The following is a 17,226-nucleotide window of genomic DNA, read 5'->3' on the forward strand; positions in this document are numbered from 1 at the left end:
TCTATCACAGACGGAGCGTCATCATGAACACCATCAGCCCGCAGGTCGTCGCAGGCGACCTGACGTCCGTGGCGATCCGCGGCATCCATCTCATGGTGGACGGCAGCGTCGCCGACCTCGCCGAGGTCACCCATCCCGACGGCATCACCCGCGAACGCCGAGCCGCACCGCCCTGGGCGCGCGGCACCGGCCCGGCCGGAATCCACGCGCTCGCCGAGTGGCTGCGCGAGGCGTTCACCGACATGTCCTACGACATCCACGCCACGGCGGTCGAGGGCGATCTGGTGACCGTCTACGCGACGATGCACGGCCGCCAGATCGGCCCGCTGGTCTTCTACACCGAGTCCGGCGCCGTGGACAACGCCTTCCCGCCCACCGGCAAGACCTTCGCGATGACCGAATCGCACTGGTTCCGCATGCGCGACGGCAAGATCTTCGAGCACTGGGCCAACCGCGACGACCTGGGCATGGCCCGGCAGCTCGGCTGGTTGCCGCCCTCGCCGGTGTATCTGCTGCGGTCGATCCAGCTCAAGCGCCGCGCGGTGCGCGAAGTGCGTTCGGGTCGCTGATCAGCCCGCGATCGGGACGCCGCCGACCCGGCGGTCACCACCGTTGCGCTCTTGCCAGCGGCGATACACCTCGACGGCATCCGCGCGCGGTTCGTGCCGCAGGGGCAGCCGACGCCGATCCCACGGGGTCGCGAACTCGTCATAGAAGGTGGTGAACTCGAAGTACTTCCGGTCGTCGACGTAGTGCGGTGCGTAGGCGTCGCGCGTGGTGAGGAAGACGACCTCGTCGGGCGAGCAGTAGTACAGCGCGCCCAGGCACATCGGGCACGGCAGCGCGAGGATGTAGATCGTCGCGCCGACCAGATGCTCGGTGCCCAGCCTCGTACACGCCGCCCGGATGGCGAGGATCTCGGCGTGCGCGGTCGGGTCGCTGGTCTGCGCGACCAGATTCGGGCTCTCCGCCAGAATCTCGCCGTCGCGCACGATCACTGTCGCGAACGGACGCCCGCCCGCCTCCACATTGCGGCGGGCCAGGTCGATGGTGTGCTGTGCGAAATCCACGACGACCTCAGAACGGCTTGGTGGGCAGGTACTTGCCGTCGAGGGTGATCACGGCGCGCTCGCCGCCCTCGGGGTCGGCGACCTTGCGCACGTCGAGCTTGAAGTTGATCGCGCTGATGATGCCGTCGCCGAACTGTTCGTGCACGAGCGCCTTGAGCGTGGTGCCGTAGACCTGCAGCATCTCGTAGAAGCGGTAGATCGTCGGATCGGTCGGGATGCCGCCGGGGATCGAGCCGCGGGTGGGGATGGTCTGCAACAGGGTCGCCGCGTCGGCGTCGAGGCCGAGCAGCTCGGCGACGGCCACCGCGGAGGCCTCGGGCAGAGCGTGCTGACCGAGCACGGCGGCGGTGACGAAGGCCACCGACAAACCCGCGGCGTCGGAAATCTCCTGCCAGGTCAGGTCTTTCGCCGTCTTCGCGGCGACCGCGGTGACGGCCAGGGACGCGCGGGCGGCGGGATCGAACTGTGCGTGCACCATGAGGTGGTGTCCTTTCGTGGAGGGATTCAGGCGGCGGGAGTGTGTTCGGCTCCGGCGCGGTCGACCACCGTCACCGCGCCGGAGCCGATGTCGAACACCCAGCCCTCGGCGACGAGCGCACCCGCGCCGAGCGCGCGGGCCACGGACGGGTGGGTGGCCAGATTGGACAGCTGCGCAACGACATTGGCGCGCACGAGCCTCGGCAGGTCGGTCGCACCGACCGCGCCGAGCCGGGCCGCGGCGGCATCGGTGTGCCGCAGCCACTGGGCGATGGTGGGCATCGCGCTCAGATCGTGGCGCTCGGCGACCGCGGTCATCGCGCCGCAGCCGGAATGGCCACAGACGACGACCCGCGACACCCCGAGCACCGCGACCGCGTATTCGATACTGGCGGCGATCCCGTCTGCCCCCGGCGCGTAGGCGGGCACGAGGTTGCCCGCGGTGCGGATCACGAAGAGCTCGCCCGGTTCACTGCTGGTGATCAGCTCCGGCACGACGCGCGCGTCGGAGCAGCTGATGAACAGCGTGTGGGGCGTGTGGGTGGTCGCCAGATCGGCGAAAAGCGCTGCCTTGCCAGGGAAGACGTCGTGCTGGAAGTGCGTGACGCCGTCCGCGAGGTCGGTCATGGATCGCTCCCTTCGGTGGGTGCCGGCTCGGTGTTGCTGATCGAGATCCAGCCTGCCCGCCGGGAGCTATAGCGTCCAATATGCAGTTCTTACAGTTCCTATTGATGCCATCTATGATTCGGCGGCGGTGTCCCGGGCGATCGCGGCGAAGGCACGGGCAGCGGCCGAGTGATAGGCGGTGCCGCGGCGCAGCAGTTCCACCGTCCGGCTCGGCAGCGCGGGTTCGAGCGGGACCGGGCGCAGGTCCGGGTGGGCGCGGGCGATGGCATCGGGCAGGACGGTGCCGAGCGTGCCGCGCCGGGTGAATTCGACCAGCGCGCTGATCGAGTTCGCCTCGATCGCGATGCGCGGCGCCACCTCGTGGTCGGCGAGGTAGACGTCGATGTGGGTGCGGGTCGCGAAATCGCGGCTGAGCAGGGCCAGGGGCACGACGGCGAGATCCGCGATCCGCAGCGGCCCGGCGTGCGCGGCGAGGTCATGGTCCGCACCGACCACGAGGCTCAGGTCCTCGGTGAACAGGGCCGTGCCGTCGATGCCCGCGGCATGGGTGCCGCTGAAGGCGATGCCGAGATCGATGACGTCGGCGAGCAGGTCCTCCTCCAGCCGATCCTGGGTCGTCTCGGCGACCGCCACGGTGACCTTCGGGTGCGCGCGATGGAACCGATCCATCAGCGGGCCGATGAGATAGGCGGTGATCGTGGGCGTCATCGCCACCCGCAGGTGTCCCCTGGTCAGGTCCTGCACATCGTGGACCGCGCGCTCCCCGGCGGCGAGGTCACGCAACGCGTTACGCGCGTGTTCGGCGTAGACCCGACCGGGGTCGGTGAGCCGCACGGTCCGGCCGGAGCGGTCGAGCAACTGCACGCCGAGCAGCCGCTCGAGCTGTTTGATCTGCTGGGACAGCGTCGGCTGGGAGATGTGCAGCGACTCGGCGGCCCGGGTGAAGTTCCCGTGGTCGGCGACGGCGAGCAGGTACCGGATATGACGCAGCTCCATGGCCATCATGATAGATAGCCACTATCGAGCTTCGGCTTACCGCGGCGTGTGGCCTATCTCCGCACGTCCACCGGGTCGGCGACGATCACCGTGCCGGTCGGGGCGTCGAGCAGCTCGACCGTGCGGGCAGCCGCGTCGTCGACGTGGATGCGGGGATGCTCCGGTGGCGTCGACTCGTAATACGTTCCCGGGCCGTAGAACTGGCCGTAGCGGATCACCATCCCGCCTACGGCGAGCACCGCGGCCTCGTGCGCGGCGATCACCGCGCCGCGTCCGGCGGGCGGCTGCCAGGCGATGCTCTGGGCGAGAAAGCGCTGTGCGCCTGCGGCGTCGGCCGCGGCCAGCAGATTCGCGGTGCCCTCGGTGCGGATGCGCGCGTTCGCCTCGCCGGAGGTCGCCAGCTCGGCGACATCGTCGGGGAGGTCGGTGAGCTGGTGCAGCACCAGATCGGGCGCGAAGTCGGTGACCGCCGCGACCAGGCCGGGCGCGTCGTAGACGTCGTGCACGATCGGGTGGGCTCCGGCATCGCGGATCGCTGCCGCCTTGCCCGGGGAGCGCGTCAGGCCAGCTACCTCGTGGCCCGCGCCGATCAGCAACGGCAGCAATCGCGTTCCGATGACGCCCGTGGCGCCGGCGAGGAAGATACGCACGCCCCGACCTTAGCCGGGGCCGCGCGCCACGGGACCGGAGGTCAGGCTCCGATCACCGCGTTCATGATCGTGCCCGCACTGGTCGCCACGGCGCCGCCCGCCATGGCGCTGGCGATCATCTTCGGCGACTGCAGACCGCCGCCGCTCCACTTCTCCCAGGCGAACCGGCCACCGCCGTAGGTGATGGCGGTGACGCCGGACAGCAGGATCATCCAGGTGAAGTACCGGCCCAACTGCAAGATCTTCTCCGCCATCGGCGGGGCTTCCGGCGTGGGGTTGCCGACCTGCGCGAGAACAGCGCCGTCCAACACAGCCAGGATCATGCTCACGATCGTGCTCCTTCGTCGGATGTTCGTGGTGAAGCCGATGTCGAGAACTCGTGACGCGGTAGAACCCCAGATCCATTGAACATTCAACCTCAGGCCGCTTCGATGGCGTAGCCGACACTCCGCGACGACCATGACCGCCGTCACACCCGTCGGACCGTGCCACTGTCGCGCCGGGCCCCTACTATCGAGAGCGCGGGGCTTGTCCGGAATCGGCGCGACGAGGCGCTGACCACCACCTTCATCGCCTGTCTACCGTACCGCGAGGAGGGCACATGGCTTTCCTGATTTCCTTGATCGTCGCGTTTCTTCTGGTGACCGCAGCAGTGGTAGTGGCTTCCTACGCCACCGTTTCCCTGACCTATTGGTTTGAATCACGACGGATCCGTCACGATCGGACGGAACCCCACCCCGCACGCTGAACACCGCCCCGCCGACTCGATGCCCCGGTGACCGCACGCGGTCCCGGGGCATCGCCGTCGCGCGGTCAGTACGGTTCCAGGCCCGCCTGGGTGGCGATCACGGCCGCCTGCACCCGCGATTGCACGCCGAGTTTGGTGAGCACCCGGGAGACGTGGGTCTTCACGGTGGCCTCGCCGATGTGCAGGCGGCTGCCGATCTGCTGGTTCGACAGTCCGGCGCCGAGACCGGCGAGGACCTGCCGTTCGCGGTCGGTGAGGGCGGACAGGTCGGGCGGCGGCGCCTGGGTGGCCGCCCGGGGCAGCGCGGCGATCACCGCGCGGGTCACCTTCGGGTCGAGCACCGCGTCGCCGTCGGCCACGGCGAGGACGGCACGCACCAGTTCGTCGCCACCGACGGACTTGAGCAGGAACCCGCTCGCTCCCGCCGCGAGCGCCCCGAGGACGTAGTCGTCGATGGCGAAGGTGGTGAGCACCAGCACTTTCGCGGTCGTCTCGGCGACCACCGCGGCGGTGGCCTCCAGCCCGTCGACGCGCGGCATGCGCACGTCCATCAGCACCACGTCGGGATTCAGCGCGCGGGTCTGCCGGACGGCGGCGACCCCGTCGCCCGCTTCGCCGACGACCCGGATCTGCCCGGACGACTCGAGCAGCATGGTGATCCCCGCCCGGATCGTGGCGTGATCGTCGGCCACCACCACCGTGACCGTCATCGCTCACCCAGCGGAATCCGCGCGCGCACGCGCCAGGTGCCGTCCTCGGCACCCGCGGTGAGCGTGCCGTCGATCGATTCGGCACGAAAGATCATGTTGCGCAATCCGTTTCCTTCCCCCTCCGGCCGCCCCGGCGGGATCGGGTTCGATGCCGTCATGACCAGCCGGCCGGCGTCGCGGCGCACGTCGATCGCCAGCGGCGCGCCCGGTGCGTGCTTGGTCGCGTTCGCGATCGTCTCGCCCAGGATGCGCGTGAGCACCGCTTCCACCGCGGTGGACAGCGGCAGATCGGACTGCCGGCGCAGGGTCACCGTGCCCCCGGCGGCCTCGGCCGCATCGATCAACCCGTCCAAGGAGGACAGGCGGGCCGTGACGGCGGTGTCGTCGGGGGAGGTCAGCAGGTCGATGGTCGCGCGCATTTCGTCGAGCGCGGCCAGGCTGCCTGCCCGGATCGATTGCAGGACGGCGGTGTCGCCGGGGTTCTTCTGCGCCACCTCGGCCAGGATCGCGACCGCGGACAGGTGACCGGCCACCGTGTCGTGCAGGTCCCGGGCGACCCGCCTGCGCTCGTCGCCGAGTGCGGCCGAGCGCTCGGCGTCGCGGGCGGCGAGTTCGGCCCTGGCCGCGCTGCGCTCCACCCCGACCATGCGGCGCGAGGCCCGCACCGCCCGCGCGTAGCCCAGCGGTGACCAGGTGATCGCGACCCCGATCAGCGCGGTGTAGATCGCCACCCGGAGCCCGAGCACGGTCAGCGCCAGCAGCGCCCCGCCCACGGTCACCGCCACCGCGAACCCGGCGACCACCACGCCGAGCCGGTCCGAGCCGGCGCTGACGGCCAGGTAGATCACATCCGACAGGGCGATCCACAGCGGCAACGACGGCCCGAGGACGAAGTCACCGGCCAGCAGGAGGACCATCAGCCCGAAGCCGAGACCCGGCCGATGCTGGGCGGTCAGCTGGATCGCGAAGGCCGCGCACAGCAGCGCCAGCTTCGCCGCCGGGGGGTACAGATCGCGGTCGAGGACCACCGGCCAGCCGCCGACGGCCCACAGCAGCAGCCCGACCAGGAACACGCCGACGGCGGCCGCCGTCGCGCTGTCGTACACCGCCACGAGCCGGGACAGGAGCGTGGGGGACGGGGGCATGCCTCATTTCAGCACACCCGGACCGGGTCCCGGGTCCCCCGAAAGGGGGACCGCGGGCGCGCCGTCAGCGGGACGACGGCGCACCGGTGTGCCCGGCACAGTGGGGAAATGGACGCATGGAACAACCCCGTACTGCTGACCATCGCCGCGTGCGAGGTCGGTTTCTGGGTGCTCGTGGTGGGCGGTCTGCTGCTGCGCTATGTCGTGCGGCTGCGCCGCGCGGGCCTGGTGACGCTGGCGCTGGTCCCGGTACTGGACGTGGTCCTGGTGGTCGCGGTGGCCATCGATCTGCACCGGGGCGGCGAGGTGGGTTTCGCGCACCGGCTGGCCGGCATCTACCTCGGCTGCACGGTGATGTTCGGGCACCGGATGATCGCGTGGCTCGACGCGCGTTTCGCCTACCGCTTCGCCGGTGGACCGGCGCCGGTGCGGGTGCCGAAGGACGGTCCGGAACGCGCCCGCAAGGAGTGGGCCGACTTCGCGCGCTGGCTCGGCGCGGCGGCCATCGCCGGGGCGCTCACCCTGGCGTTGAGCTACACGGTGGCCGATGCGCAGCAACGCGAACAGCTCATGGGTGTGTTCGGCTCGCTGGGGGTGATCACCGTGATCTGGCTGCTCACCGGTCCCGTGTGGGTCACCGGGTCGAAGCGGAGCTGACGCACACGAGCGATGCCCCGGCACCGAAGCGGTACCGGGGCATCGTGGTGCCGGGCTCAGACCGCGGCGGGCGTCTGCTCGGTGAGCAGTGTCCCGATCCACGGCAGGACCGCCGACCGCACGTCGACGGTGCGCGGGAGCAGACCGTTGGCGGCGAGCAGATCGGCGGCGCGCTGCTGTTCGTCGAGGAAGTCCTCGCTGACCGGGTGCACGCCGAACGGGCGGCCGCGCAGCGCGGCTTCCCAGGCGTCCAGGTCGGCGGGCAGGCCGCGCGCCCGCGCGTCGTCGACGAAGTACTGGGCCGCCGCGCGCGGGTTGGCGACGATCCAGGCGTCGGACTCCCGCAGCGCGGCCAGGACCGCCTCGACCGCGGCCCGGTTGTTCTCGGCGAGGTCGCGGCGGGTGAACCACAGCGACGGATGGCTGAACACCGAGGCGGTGTCGACCAGGGTGATCAGCTCCGTGGCGGCCTCGACCTCCCGCAGGCCGGGGTAGGTGCCGACCCAGGCATCGAGCTCACCGGACAGCAGAGCGGCACCGCCACCGCGCACGTCGACGTCGACCGGTTCGACATCGGCCCAGGTCAGTCCCACCTGGTGGAGGGCGAACAGCAGCAGCGTCGTCTGCCACGACCCGTGCGCGATGCCGACCCGCTTGCCCTTCAGGTCGGCGGCGGAGGTGATGCCGCTCGCGGCCGTCGCCACCAGCCTGCCGTTCTCCACGCGCGGCCCGGAGATGCCGAGGTAGACGATGTCGCGCTGGTTGGCCAGCGCGGTCAGCGGCGGGGTGAAGCCGGTGCCGATGATGTCGTAGCCGCCCTCGGTGAACAGCCAGTCCGAATGTTCGCCCGGCAGAGCGGTCTTCGGGTCGACGCGCTCGGCCTGCGGCAGGGCGCGCAGGTCGACCCACTCGACGTCGGGGATCGCGCGCTCGAGAATGCCGAGGTGGCGCAGGACGAACAGCGAGTTGTTGTGCGGGAAGTACCCGACGCGCAGGCTCATCGGGCATCACCGATCAGGCCGAGGCGGCGGGCCTCGTCGGCCAGGCCGCTGCGGCGCCACTGCACCGCCAGGTTGGACGGGTCGAAGTCGACCGAGCCGCCGAGGGTTTCGGCGATCGCCTGGTACTGCGCACCCTCCTCGAGCAGGACGACGAACTTCGCCAGTTCCAGCAGCCCGGCGCGGCCGAGCACATTGGCGCCACCGTTGGCTTCGAAGATCGCGACGAGGTGCGGGTCGGTCGTCAGCTTGCTCAGGATGAATTCGCCCGCGCCGATGGTGCGGTCGATGTGCGGCGGGATCTCCCGCGACAGGGTCAGCCGCTGCGAGGCGGCGTAGCGGATCGGCAGGGTGCGGTGGGTCTGCGCCCAGCCGCCCAGCCACGGGGTGTGGATGTGCACGACGGAGGTGATCTCCGGGTGCGCGCGGAACACCTCGGCGTATCCGGTGACGAAACCGGCGGAACCCGTGCCGGACAGCACTTCCCCGTCGAAGGTGGCGACGACGGGCTCGACCGTGCGCTCGGCCGCCCACGGGCCCGGCGCGTTGAGCGCGATGGCGATCTCCTCGCCGGGCACCCGCTCGACGAAGTTGACGGTGCCGTTGCCGGTGACGGTGCCGGTTTCGCGGAACACCCGGAACGCGGTCTCGGCGTCGCGGGTCGCCGCCGCGACGAAGGCCGTGACGGCCTCCGGCAGACGGGTTTCGGTGGTGGTCATCGAAGGACTCCTGGGTTATCGGGCCGTCGCGAGGACGGTGTCGGTGGACGGGGTGGTGAGCCGGGAGCGGCCGAGCAGGGGCAGGACTTCCTCGCCCACTCGGTAGGCCTCCTCCAGGTGCGGGTTGCCCGCGAGGATGAAGGCGTCGACGCCGAGGTCGACGAGTTCGTCGAGCCGCTGGGCGACCTGCTCGTAGCTGCCGACGAGGCCGAAGGCGGGTCCGCCGCGGATCAGGCTGAAGCCGCACCAGACATTGGGCTGGACTTCCAGATCGCGGTAGCCGGTGATGGTTTCGGGCACCCAGCCGGCGATCCTGGCCGCGCCGACCGAGTCGCCCTGGGCGGCCCGGTTGGCGGCGTCGCGGTCGACGAAGGCCCAGCCCTTCTCGATCTCGGCCCAGGCCGCTTCCTCGGTGTGCCGGGCGACGATGTCGATGCGGACCGCGAACTTCGGTGTGCGACCGAGGGTTTCGGCGTTGCGCCGGACCCCGTCGAACTTGGCGCGCAGGTCGGCGAACGGCTCGAGCCAGGACAGGTAGTAGTCGGCATGGCGGCCCGCGGCGGCCACCGCTGCGCCGGAGGACCCCGAGAAGTACACCTCGGGGAACGGCTGACCGGCCAGGCCGGGCGGCAGTGCGGCGCCCTCGGTGCGGAAGAAGCGGCCGTCGTGGTCGAACGGTTCGCCGTCCCACACACCGCGCAGGACGTCGAGGAACTCGCTCGTGCGGGCGTAGCGGTCGTCGTGGGCGACCTTGTCGCCCCACCACAATTGGGCCGGTCCCCCGCCGCCGCTGATGATGTTGTAGACCAGCCTGCCGCCGGTGGCGCGCTGCAGGCTCGCCGACATCCTGGCGGCCTGCACCGGGTGCAGGAAACCGGGCTGGAAGGCGACCATGAAGCGGTAGGTGGTGGTCTCGGCGGCCAGCGCGGCAGCCACCGCCCACGGATCGTCGGTCACCGGGAACGACGGGAGCAGCCCGCCGAGGAAGCCCGCCGATTCGGAGGCCTTGGCCACGGCGGCGACGTGGTCGAGGTAGCTGTACTCGTCCAGCGCGCCGCCGCGGATGGCGGGGGCGAGATTGCCGGGACCGTAGCCGCCCGCGTTGCCGCGGTTGTAGCGGCGCGGGGTGCGCAGGGAGGCGTGGTCGCCTTCCATCCCGATGCGCCAGTAGACGTCGATGGTCATGCGGTGAGCTCCTGCGCGGTGGAGAGGGTGCGGCCTGCCGGATCGGCGAGGAACAGCAGGTGTTCGCCCGCCCGGTGGATCTCCTCGATCTGCGGATGCCCCGACAGCACGAAGGTCTGCACGCCGGCGATCTCGTACACCGAGAGCTGGCGGGCCACCTGCTCATAGCTGCCGACCAGGCCGATCCGCCGGTCGTAGCCGAGCGCGTCGAAGCCGGCCCAGCGGCCGTCGCCGAGGGCGTGCGCGGCCGCGGAATCGGTGCGGCCCAGCTCATCCCACTGGCGGTGCACGCGCGCCCAGGCCTCGTCCTCGGTCTCCCTGGCGATGATCGGCAGGTCCAGTGCGATCCGGACCCGGCGGCCCGCCGCGGCGGCGCGCTCGCCCAGTTCGGCGGCGGCCCGGGAGATCCCGTCGGGTTCCTCGCCGAAGACGTGGACGTCGCCGTGCGCGGCCGACAGCTCCAATGCGGCCGCCGAGGTGCCGCTCAGGTGGACCGTCGGGAACGGCAGGCCGGACAGGATGCCGCGGAAACCGCCGTCGACCACGTCGTAGTACTGCCCCGCGTATTCGAACCCGGTGCCCGCGAATCCGGCCGCGCCGACCTCGGTTTCGTTCCAGACGCCGCGCGCGACGGTGAGGAATTCGGCGGCGCGCCGGTAGCGGTCGTCGCCGCCGATGTGGTCGCCACGCGAATGGGCCTCCGCTTGGTCGGTATCGACCGCGAGCTGCCAGTTCAACCGGCCCCGCGCATGCCGCTGCAGGGTGGCCGAGATCTTGGCGGCGTACACCGGCGTGCCGAAGGCGGGCTGGAATTCGACGGTTACCCGCGCGTACCGGGTGGCGCGCAGGGCCGCGCCCGCGACGATCCAGGATTCCTCGCCGAGCGGATCATAGGGCGCAAGCACACCGTCGAAGCCGTTCAGCTCCGCGGCGTCGACGATCTGGGCGAGATCGTCGAACGGGCCGAACCGGCCGGGACGCACATCGGTGGCCTCGGTGCGCGGCGCCCGCGGCCCGAATCCGCCGCGGCCGCGCAGGGCGGGCGCGGCGCGGCGACCGTCACCACGGCTGGGCAGCTTCCACACGAACTCGGTCATGCGGGCACCCGCTCGGCGGCGACGAGCTCCTGCGCCCGGGCCAACGGCTCGGCGGCGACCCAGGATTCGAGGTCGAAGTCCGCGGCCAGGAAGCCGTGGGTGTAGAGGAACTGCTTCTGCACGCCGAGCAGCTCGACGCGTTCCTCGCTCAGCGACGGGTGCAGTCCGCGATGGAACTCGTCACCGTAGGCGGCGACGACGCCCTCCGGGCCGGACAGTGTTTCGCGCTGCAGCACCGCGCGCACACCGTCGAGGTCACCGGCCGCCCAGTCGGCGGCGCGCAGGCTCTGCGCGAGGAAGCCGACGACGACCTCGGGCCGCGATTCGAGCAGATCCGCGTGCACCGTGATCGGGCGCGGGGTGCCGTTGTTGACGCGCAGGTGTTTGGTGGCCGAGGCGTCCAGGTCGACCGCGACGCGCAGCCCGTTCTCGCGAGCGACCTCCTGCGCGCGAGCGCCCTTGACATAGATGGCGTCGACCTTGCCTGCCAGCAGTTCCTCGACACCCCAGGTGGTGGACCGGCGGGCCGCCTGGATCGCGGTGCGCACCTGCGGATCCCGCTCGACGTCGAGTTCGGTGACCCGCACGTCGGCCAGGGTCAGCCCGGCCGGGCGCAGCGCGTTGGCGAACCCGTGCAGCGCCATCGCCCGCGGGAAGCTGCGGGCCTGGTCCTGCGCCCACGCGGGCACACCGACCCGCAGCCCGGCCAGTCCCGCCGCGTCGGTGACCGGCGAGTCCGGGCCGACGAGGATCGCCTGGGATTCGTCGATCCAGGTCAGGCCGATCAGCCGGGTCGGCGAGCCCTGCGCGCGAGCGGCCAGCGCGGGCACGTTGCCGCCCTCGCGGATCAGGCCGGACAGATCGTGCAGGAAGTGGTGGCCGGCGAGTTCGGGGCCCGCGTCCTGCAGGACACCGAAGTCGAGGCCTGCGCTGACTGCGGTCTCGCCGAGCCAGCCCAAGCTGTGCGCGAGACCGCTCGCGGTCGGCACGGGGCAGCGGGTGTACCACAGGGTTTCGGTCATGACAGGCTCCTGGTGTGTGGTCCGACGCCGAGATGGGCGAGGAATTGCGTTCGGTAACCGAGGGTTTCGGGTGCCGCGTGGTCGCGCGGCTGGGGCAGGTCGATGACCTCGTCGACGGCGAAGCGGCCGTGGTCGAGGATGAGCACCCGGTCGGCGAGCCGGATCGCCTCGTCGACATCGTGGGTGACCATGAGGACCGCTGGCCGGTGCCGGGCGACGAGATCGCCGACCAGGTCCTGCATCTGGAGCCGGGTCAGCGCGTCCAGCGCCGCGAACGGCTCGTCGAGCAGCAGCAGTTCCGGCTCCCGGACCAGGGCCCTGGCCAGGGCGGCCCGCTGGGCTTCGCCACCGGACAGGGTGGCGGGCCACTGTCCGGCCTTGCCGTCGAGGTTGACTTCGCTCAGTGCCCGCAGCCCGGCGTCGCGCTGGGCCTTGCCGCGGCGCAACCCGACGAGCACATTGGCCAGTACCCGCTTCGACGGGATCAGCCGGGGTTCCTGGTAGACCGTGGTGCGCCGGGGCGGGACCAGCACCTCGCCGGCATCGGGCACTTCCAGGCCGGTGAGCAGGCGCAGCAGTGTGGTCTTGCCGGTGCCGCTCGGGCCGAGCAGCACGACGAACTCGCCGCGCCGGATGGTCAGGTCGACGCCGTCGAGCACCGTCTTGTCGCCGAAGGCCTTGCGCAGGCCGGTGATCGAGACCGCCACCGGTGCCTGCGGTTCGACCGTCGTCTCGACGGGCGCGGCCGCTGTCGTGGTCATCGGATCGCCACCTGCTTCCGCCAGGGCATCGCGTAGCGTTCCGCGAGCCGTACGAGCGCGTCGAACACCAGGCCGAGCAGGGCGTAGAGCACGACGCACAGCACCATGTAGTCGGTGCGGTTGTATTCCTGGGCCAGCGTCACCAGATAGCCGACGCCCTGCTGGGTGCCGACCTGTTCGGCGGCGATGAGGCCGGTGATGCTGATCGACAGGCAGATCCGCAGCGCCATCAGGATGCCGGGCAGCGCGGCGGGCACGATCACCTCGGCGATCAGCCGGGTGCCGGTGAGCCCGAAACTGCGGGCGGCCTCGACCATCTTGCGGTCGACATTGCGCACCCCGAGATAGGTGTAGGCGTACATCGGCGCCGTGGTCGCCACCGCGATGAGCAGCACCTTGTACAGCTCATCGATGCCGAACCAGGAGATGAACAGCGGCACCAGCGCGAGGAACGGCACCGCCCGCACGATCTGCATGGTCGAGTCGACGAGTTCCTCGCCGAGGCTGGACAGCCCCGACAGCAGCCCGAGCACCAGGCCCACCGAGACGCCGATGGCGACGCCGGCGGCGGCCCGGCCGAAGGAGGCCAGCGCGAAGTCGACCAGCTGGCCGCTGTCGAGCAGTTCCAGGAACGCCGCCCAGACCGCGCCGGGACTGGCGATCACCCGGGGTGAGATCGCGCCGCTCGCCGAGCCACCCCACCAGGCCGCCACGATGGCCGCGGGCAGCGCGGCGCGCAGGCCGAGCGACAGCCAGCGAGGGCGCTGTCCGGTGACCCGGGCCCGCGGCGGCGCCAGTTCGAGGGTGGTCATGTCACTTGTCCTTCAGTGCGGCCAGCTGCTCCGGGCTGAGCTTGGAGCGCAGGTCGTAGAAGATGTCGGCGGCGGCGATGCGGCGGCTGATCACGCCGTTGTCGGCGAAGGTGTTCACCACGTCGGCCAGGTCGGTGGCGTCGGATTCGGCGGGCAGGCGCGGCACGGTGACCTCACCGCCGACCCGGATGGCGTCGGCGAGGCGATCGCCGGTCAGCGCGCGCGGACCGGTCTTCTCGAAGACGTTCTCGAAGTCGGCGGGCGCGGCCTTCTGTTTCGCGGTGAGTCCCTGCAGGACTTCGAGGTACTTGGCGGCGACGTCGGGCCGCTGGTCGAGGACCTCGGTACGGAACACGACGACGGTGTTGTCGTGCGAGCCGATCGCCTTCTCGGTGACGATCTCGCGCGCGCCCGCGGCCTTGGCCTCCTGGTAGGGCACCAGGAACGAGGCCCAGGCGTCGACCTTGCCGGTGGCGAAGGCCGAGGCGGCGTCCTTCTGCTGCAGCGGGACCCTGGTCACCCTGTCGGCCGGGATTCCCGCCTGGGCGAGGGCTTTCAGGGTGATGTACTCGCCCTTGCCCGCGGGATTCACCGCGATCCGCTTGCCCACCAGCCCGGCCACCGAGGTCACCCCGGACTCGGGCGTGACGACGATGCCGCTCTGATCCTGACCGGCGGGGTCGGCCACGGCGACGATCTTCACGCCGACGTCCTTGGACAGCGCGCCGACGACGGGGCTGAAGGCGGCACCGGAGACGTCGAGTTCCTCGGTGTTGAAAAGCTTCAGCATGGAGCTGAAACCCGGTGTGGTGGTGACCCATTGGATCTTCGCGCCGAGCGGAGCCAGCGCCGCGTCGAAGGTGCCGTCGCGCTTGCCGACCGCGAGCGGTCCGGTGTTGCCCGGATCGGTGACCTTGAGAACGAACGAGGGCTGCGCGCCCGGTTCGGGCGTGGAACCGGAGCCACACGCCGCGACGAGGGCGACGACGGGGACGATCGCGAGCGCGATCCTCGAGAAGGCCGGCAGCCTGCGGGACATCGGGGCTCCTGTGTTCGGGGAAGGGCGGGTGGTGCTTTCGCAGCGTAGGAGCGGACACGGCACCGAACGAGGTATGTCTTTCCAGGGATCGGAAAGCTTGACAGCCGCCGATCCCGCAATCTATGGCCGCTTTCCGCGACAAACCCGCCCACACTTTCCGAATATCGGAAAGCGGCCAGGGTTCGCACGCGTCACGCTGTGTTACCGTCGGCTCCGTGGAGACCTCCAGCGTGCAGACCGTGACCCGGGCCCTGTCGGTACTCGATTGCTTCCGTGGGGGCGAGGAACGGGGCGTCTCCGAGGTCGCGCGCGCCCAGGGACTGGCGGTGAGCACCACCCACCGGCTGCTCGGTGCCCTGGTGCAGGCCGGATTCCTGGAGAAGGACGCCGAATCCAGCCGCTACCGGATGGGCGGCGCACTGGCCGAGTACGGGCAGATCGCCTACCGCCAGCACAAGATCTATCTCGCCGAGCCGTATCTCGAGCAGCTGGCGGCGACCACCGGCGCCACCGGTTCGGTCGCGACCCGCCACGGCATCCACGCCGTCCTGCTCGGCACCAGCCGCTGGCGCGAGAGCGACGGGCACGAATTGCAGGGCGTACGCCTGCCGCTGCACGCGAGCGCCCTCGGCAAGGCGCTGCTGGCCTGGTCCGAGGTCGATGACGACGAATTGCGTTCCCTCCCTTATGAAGAGGGCACCGAGCGATCCGTGTCGAACGCCGCGGAGATGCGTGCGGAACTGGTCGCGACCCGGGCACGGGGATACGCGTTCAACGATCGAGAGCTCGATCCGGGATTCCGCACCATCGGTCTGCCCATCCTCGACCCGCAGGGCCGGTGCCGCTTCGCGCTCGGCCTGCGCGGCCCGGTCACGCTGATGATCGACGAGCGGGTGCCGTTCTTCGTCGAACTCGCCAAGGTCACCGCCGCCGATATCGCCGCCACCTTCGCCGCCGCGGACTGACCCCACTCCCCCGCACCCGTTCGGGTCCGCCCGAATTCCTGGGACGATACTTTGTATTTGTTTAGTTGAGCTCATGAAGGGAGCCCTGGTGGCGACCGATACCGCACGTCCCGCGGTCGGGCTGCGCTCCGACCGCGGCGCGATCCTGGCCTCGCTGATGATGTCGACGAGCCTGGTCGCGCTGGACTCCACGATCATCGCCACCGGCGTGCTGACCATCACCGCCGATCTGGGTGGCTTCGCGCTGTTCCCCTGGTTGTTCTCGATCTATCTGCTCACCCAGGCCGTGACGGTGCCGATCTACGGCAAGATCGCCGACACCGTCGGGCGCAAGCCGGTGATCCTGTTCGGGATCGTGGTGTTCGCGCTGGGCTCGCTGCTGTGCGGGCTCGCGACGAGCATGGTGGCGCTGATCGTGTTCCGGGCGATCCAGGGCATCGGCGCGGGCGCGATCCAGCCGATGACGATGGTCATCGCGTCCGATCTGTACACCCTGCCCGAGCGAGCCAAGGTGCAGGGCTATCTGGCCGGGGTGTGGGCCGGATCGGCGGTGCTCGGTCCACTGGTCGGTGGCGCCTTCGCCGATTTCGCCAGCTGGCGCTGGATCTTCCTGGTCAATCTGCCGCTGGCGGCGCTGGCCGGGGTGATGCTGCTGCGCAACTTCACCGAGACCACCCCGCGCCGGGCCCGCGGGCAGGTCGACTACCTCGGCGCGGCCCTGCTCACCCTCGGTGCGGGCGCGCTGATCCTCGCGCTGCTCGAGGGCGGCCAAGCGTGGGCGTGGAACTCCCTCACGAGCCTGACCCTGTTCGTCGGCAGCGCCGTGGTGCTGGTCGTCTTCGCCTTCGCCGAGCACCGCACCGCGAATCCGATTCTGCCGCTGTGGATCTTCACCCGCCGGGTGGTGGTCGCGGCGAGCGCGGTCTCGATGCTGATCGGCGCGATCGTGCTCGGCCTCACCTCCTACGTGCCGACCTTCGCCCAGGGCGTGCTCGGCACCACCGCCACCCTCGCCGGACTCACCGTCGGCGCGTTGACCATCGGCTGGCCGATCACCGCGTCCCAGGCGGGCCGGTTCTACCTGCGCCTCGGCTTCCGGACGACGGCGCTGATCGGCAGCGCGATCGCGGTCGTCGGCTGCGTGGCGCTGTTGCCGATCGGCGATCGGGCCAGTCCGTGGCAGCTGGCGTGCGCCTGTTTCCTCATCGGCGCGGGCATGGGTCTGGTGGCCAATCCGACCCTGATCGCCGCCCAGACCGACGCGGCCTGGGCCGAACGCGGCGTCGTCACCTCGGCGACCATGTTCGCCCGCTCGATCGGCAGCGCGGTCGGCGTCGCCGTGTTCGGCGCGATCGTGAACGCCCAGGTGAGTGCGGTCGACCGCCCGGATCCCGGCGAACTCGCCGACGCGATCCACCTGGTGTTCGTGACACTGCTGGCGATGTCGATCGTGCTGCTGGCCGCGGCGGCCACCATGCCCGGAGCACGACCCGCGCCCGCCACGGCCGATCAGATCGACTGATCGATCCGCCCGGTCTGTGCGGCGTC

At 70.8% G+C, this 17,226-nt stretch carries 21 protein-coding genes; 5 read left to right on the top strand and 16 right to left on the bottom strand.

Annotation, left to right across the window (positions count from 1 at the left end):
- The first annotated feature begins 23 nt into the window (after nt 1–23).
- Nucleotides 24–569, top strand: coding sequence for an ester cyclase (locus AB0H54_RS29665; protein ID WP_357349799.1), 546 nt, complete (start codon nt 24–26; stop codon nt 567–569).
- Here the strand turns inward: AB0H54_RS29665 and AB0H54_RS29670 are convergent, their stop codons facing one another.
- The 6 genes from AB0H54_RS29670 to AB0H54_RS29695 form a co-directional block, all read right to left on the bottom strand.
- Nucleotides 570–1,070 (bottom strand): nucleoside deaminase, encoded by a 501-nt coding sequence (locus AB0H54_RS29670; RefSeq protein WP_357349801.1) that lies wholly within the window; start codon nt 1,068–1,070, stop codon nt 570–572.
- Between the two features lie 7 nt (nt 1,071–1,077).
- Nucleotides 1,078–1,548 carry a cyanase gene (gene cynS, locus AB0H54_RS29675; RefSeq protein ID WP_357349803.1) on the bottom strand — a complete coding sequence of 157 codons (471 nt, stop codon included), beginning with the start codon at nt 1,546–1,548 and terminating at the stop codon, nt 1,078–1,080.
- 26 nt (nt 1,549–1,574) lie between these two features.
- Nucleotides 1,575–2,174 carry a carbonic anhydrase gene (locus tag AB0H54_RS29680; RefSeq protein ID WP_357349805.1) on the bottom strand — a complete coding sequence of 200 codons (600 nt, stop codon included), beginning with the start codon at nt 2,172–2,174 and terminating at the stop codon, nt 1,575–1,577.
- 111 nt (nt 2,175–2,285) lie between these two features.
- The gene (cynR, locus tag AB0H54_RS29685) at nt 2,286–3,170 is read right to left on the bottom strand and encodes a transcriptional regulator CynR (RefSeq protein ID WP_357349806.1); all 885 of its coding nucleotides are present in this window, start codon (nt 3,168–3,170) and stop codon (nt 2,286–2,288) included.
- 53 nt (nt 3,171–3,223) lie between these two features.
- Entirely contained in the window at nt 3,224–3,820 is a 597-nt protein-coding gene (locus AB0H54_RS29690; RefSeq protein WP_357349808.1) for an NAD-dependent epimerase/dehydratase family protein, read from the bottom strand.
- 41 nt (nt 3,821–3,861) lie between these two features.
- Nucleotides 3,862–4,143: a hypothetical protein gene (locus tag AB0H54_RS29695; RefSeq protein ID WP_218717450.1), complete on the bottom strand. Its 282-nt coding sequence runs from the start codon at nt 4,141–4,143 to the stop codon at nt 3,862–3,864.
- Nucleotides 4,144–4,421: 278 nt separating this feature from the next.
- Here AB0H54_RS29695 and AB0H54_RS29700 point away from each other — a divergent pair, with 278 nt between their 5' ends.
- The gene (locus AB0H54_RS29700; RefSeq protein WP_357349810.1) at nt 4,422–4,568 is read left to right on the top strand and encodes a hypothetical protein; all 147 of its coding nucleotides are present in this window, start codon (nt 4,422–4,424) and stop codon (nt 4,566–4,568) included.
- 65 nt (nt 4,569–4,633) lie between these two features.
- Here AB0H54_RS29700 and AB0H54_RS29705 read toward each other — a convergent pair whose 3' ends face one another.
- Entirely contained in the window at nt 4,634–5,278 is a 645-nt protein-coding gene (locus AB0H54_RS29705; protein WP_357349812.1) for a response regulator transcription factor, read from the bottom strand.
- Entirely contained in the window at nt 5,275–6,423 is a 1,149-nt protein-coding gene (locus AB0H54_RS29710) for a histidine kinase (protein ID WP_357349814.1), read from the bottom strand. The genes AB0H54_RS29705 and AB0H54_RS29710 overlap by 4 nt, the downstream gene beginning before the upstream one ends.
- 108 nt (nt 6,424–6,531) lie before the next feature.
- Between AB0H54_RS29710 and AB0H54_RS29715 the strand changes: the two genes are divergently transcribed.
- A complete protein-coding gene (locus AB0H54_RS29715) occupies nt 6,532–7,080 on the top strand; it encodes a hypothetical protein (RefSeq protein ID WP_355282036.1) in 549 nt (182 codons plus the stop codon).
- Between the two features lie 56 nt (nt 7,081–7,136).
- Here the strand turns inward: AB0H54_RS29715 and AB0H54_RS29720 are convergent, their stop codons facing one another.
- From AB0H54_RS29720 to AB0H54_RS29755, 8 genes are read right to left on the bottom strand one after another with little or no spacing between them, the layout of a single operon-like run.
- Nucleotides 7,137–8,081, bottom strand: coding sequence for an ABC transporter substrate-binding protein (locus AB0H54_RS29720; RefSeq protein ID WP_357349816.1), 945 nt, complete (start codon nt 8,079–8,081; stop codon nt 7,137–7,139).
- Entirely contained in the window at nt 8,078–8,797 is a 720-nt protein-coding gene (locus tag AB0H54_RS29725) for a class II aldolase/adducin family protein (protein WP_357349818.1), read from the bottom strand. The genes AB0H54_RS29720 and AB0H54_RS29725 overlap by 4 nt, the downstream gene beginning before the upstream one ends.
- A gap of 15 nt (nt 8,798–8,812) precedes the next feature.
- Nucleotides 8,813–9,982 (bottom strand): LLM class flavin-dependent oxidoreductase, encoded by a 1,170-nt coding sequence (locus tag AB0H54_RS29730; RefSeq protein ID WP_357349820.1) that lies wholly within the window; start codon nt 9,980–9,982, stop codon nt 8,813–8,815.
- Nucleotides 9,979–11,079, bottom strand: coding sequence for an LLM class flavin-dependent oxidoreductase (locus AB0H54_RS29735; protein WP_357349822.1), 1,101 nt, complete (start codon nt 11,077–11,079; stop codon nt 9,979–9,981). The genes AB0H54_RS29730 and AB0H54_RS29735 overlap by 4 nt, the downstream gene beginning before the upstream one ends.
- Nucleotides 11,076–12,101, bottom strand: a complete 1,026-nt coding sequence (locus tag AB0H54_RS29740) for an ABC transporter substrate-binding protein (RefSeq protein WP_357349823.1) — start codon at nt 12,099–12,101, stop codon at nt 11,076–11,078. Before AB0H54_RS29740 ends, AB0H54_RS29735 begins: the two co-directional genes overlap by 4 nt.
- Nucleotides 12,098–12,862 (bottom strand): ATP-binding cassette domain-containing protein, encoded by a 765-nt coding sequence (locus tag AB0H54_RS29745; protein WP_357349825.1) that lies wholly within the window; start codon nt 12,860–12,862, stop codon nt 12,098–12,100. The genes AB0H54_RS29740 and AB0H54_RS29745 overlap by 4 nt, the downstream gene beginning before the upstream one ends.
- Complete coding sequence (locus AB0H54_RS29750; RefSeq protein ID WP_355282015.1) at nt 12,859–13,674, bottom strand: ABC transporter permease; 816 nt, start codon at nt 13,672–13,674, stop codon at nt 12,859–12,861. Before AB0H54_RS29750 ends, AB0H54_RS29745 begins: the two co-directional genes overlap by 4 nt.
- 1 nt (nt 13,675) lies before the next feature.
- Complete coding sequence (locus tag AB0H54_RS29755; RefSeq protein ID WP_357349827.1) at nt 13,676–14,713, bottom strand: NrtA/SsuA/CpmA family ABC transporter substrate-binding protein; 1,038 nt, start codon at nt 14,711–14,713, stop codon at nt 13,676–13,678.
- A 215-nt stretch (nt 14,714–14,928) separates the two neighbouring features.
- Here AB0H54_RS29755 and AB0H54_RS29760 point away from each other — a divergent pair, with 215 nt between their 5' ends.
- Together AB0H54_RS29760 and AB0H54_RS29765 are read left to right on the top strand one after the other, a co-directional pair.
- Nucleotides 14,929–15,678 (top strand): IclR family transcriptional regulator, encoded by a 750-nt coding sequence (locus tag AB0H54_RS29760; protein ID WP_355282009.1) that lies wholly within the window; start codon nt 14,929–14,931, stop codon nt 15,676–15,678.
- A gap of 88 nt (nt 15,679–15,766) precedes the next feature.
- Nucleotides 15,767–17,200, top strand: a complete 1,434-nt coding sequence (locus AB0H54_RS29765; RefSeq protein WP_357350039.1) for an MFS transporter — start codon at nt 15,767–15,769, stop codon at nt 17,198–17,200.
- The last annotated feature ends 26 nt before the right edge of the window (nt 17,201–17,226 follow it).

It is taken from the genome of Nocardia sp. NPDC050718, from assembly GCF_040654235.1.
In the GTDB taxonomy this organism is placed as follows: Bacteria; Actinomycetota; Actinomycetes; order Mycobacteriales; family Mycobacteriaceae; genus Nocardia.

Bases quoted from the DNA above. Each gene is read 5' to 3' on its own strand.
- AB0H54_RS29720 (WP_357349816.1), bottom strand. From the start codon at position 8,081: ATGAGCCTGCGCGTCGGGTACTTCCCGCACAACAACTCGCTGTTCGTC.
- AB0H54_RS29665 (WP_357349799.1), top strand. From the start codon at position 24: ATGAACACCATCAGCCCGCAGGTCGTCGCAGGCGACCTGACGTCCGTG.
- AB0H54_RS29715 (WP_355282036.1), top strand. From the start codon at position 6,532: ATGGACGCATGGAACAACCCCGTACTGCTGACCATCGCCGCGTGCGAG.
- AB0H54_RS29680 (WP_357349805.1), bottom strand. From the start codon at position 2,174: ATGACCGACCTCGCGGACGGCGTCACGCACTTCCAGCACGACGTCTTC.
- AB0H54_RS29735 (WP_357349822.1), bottom strand. From the start codon at position 11,079: ATGACCGAGTTCGTGTGGAAGCTGCCCAGCCGTGGTGACGGTCGCCGC.
- AB0H54_RS29740 (WP_357349823.1), bottom strand. From the start codon at position 12,101: ATGACCGAAACCCTGTGGTACACCCGCTGCCCCGTGCCGACCGCGAGC.
- AB0H54_RS29730 (WP_357349820.1), bottom strand. From the start codon at position 9,982: ATGACCATCGACGTCTACTGGCGCATCGGGATGGAAGGCGACCACGCC.
- AB0H54_RS29695 (WP_218717450.1), bottom strand. From the start codon at position 4,143: ATGATCCTGGCTGTGTTGGACGGCGCTGTTCTCGCGCAGGTCGGCAAC.
- cynS (WP_357349803.1), bottom strand. From the start codon at position 1,548: ATGGTGCACGCACAGTTCGATCCCGCCGCCCGCGCGTCCCTGGCCGTC.
- AB0H54_RS29725 (WP_357349818.1), bottom strand. From the start codon at position 8,797: ATGACCACCACCGAAACCCGTCTGCCGGAGGCCGTCACGGCCTTCGTC.
- AB0H54_RS29750 (WP_355282015.1), bottom strand. From the start codon at position 13,674: ATGACCACCCTCGAACTGGCGCCGCCGCGGGCCCGGGTCACCGGACAG.
- AB0H54_RS29745 (WP_357349825.1), bottom strand. From the start codon at position 12,862: ATGACCACGACAGCGGCCGCGCCCGTCGAGACGACGGTCGAACCGCAG.
- cynR (WP_357349806.1), bottom strand. From the start codon at position 3,170: ATGGAGCTGCGTCATATCCGGTACCTGCTCGCCGTCGCCGACCACGGG.
- AB0H54_RS29710 (WP_357349814.1), bottom strand. From the start codon at position 6,423: ATGCCCCCGTCCCCCACGCTCCTGTCCCGGCTCGTGGCGGTGTACGAC.
- AB0H54_RS29705 (WP_357349812.1), bottom strand. From the start codon at position 5,278: ATGACGGTCACGGTGGTGGTGGCCGACGATCACGCCACGATCCGGGCG.
- AB0H54_RS29700 (WP_357349810.1), top strand. From the start codon at position 4,422: ATGGCTTTCCTGATTTCCTTGATCGTCGCGTTTCTTCTGGTGACCGCA.
- AB0H54_RS29755 (WP_357349827.1), bottom strand. From the start codon at position 14,713: ATGTCCCGCAGGCTGCCGGCCTTCTCGAGGATCGCGCTCGCGATCGTC.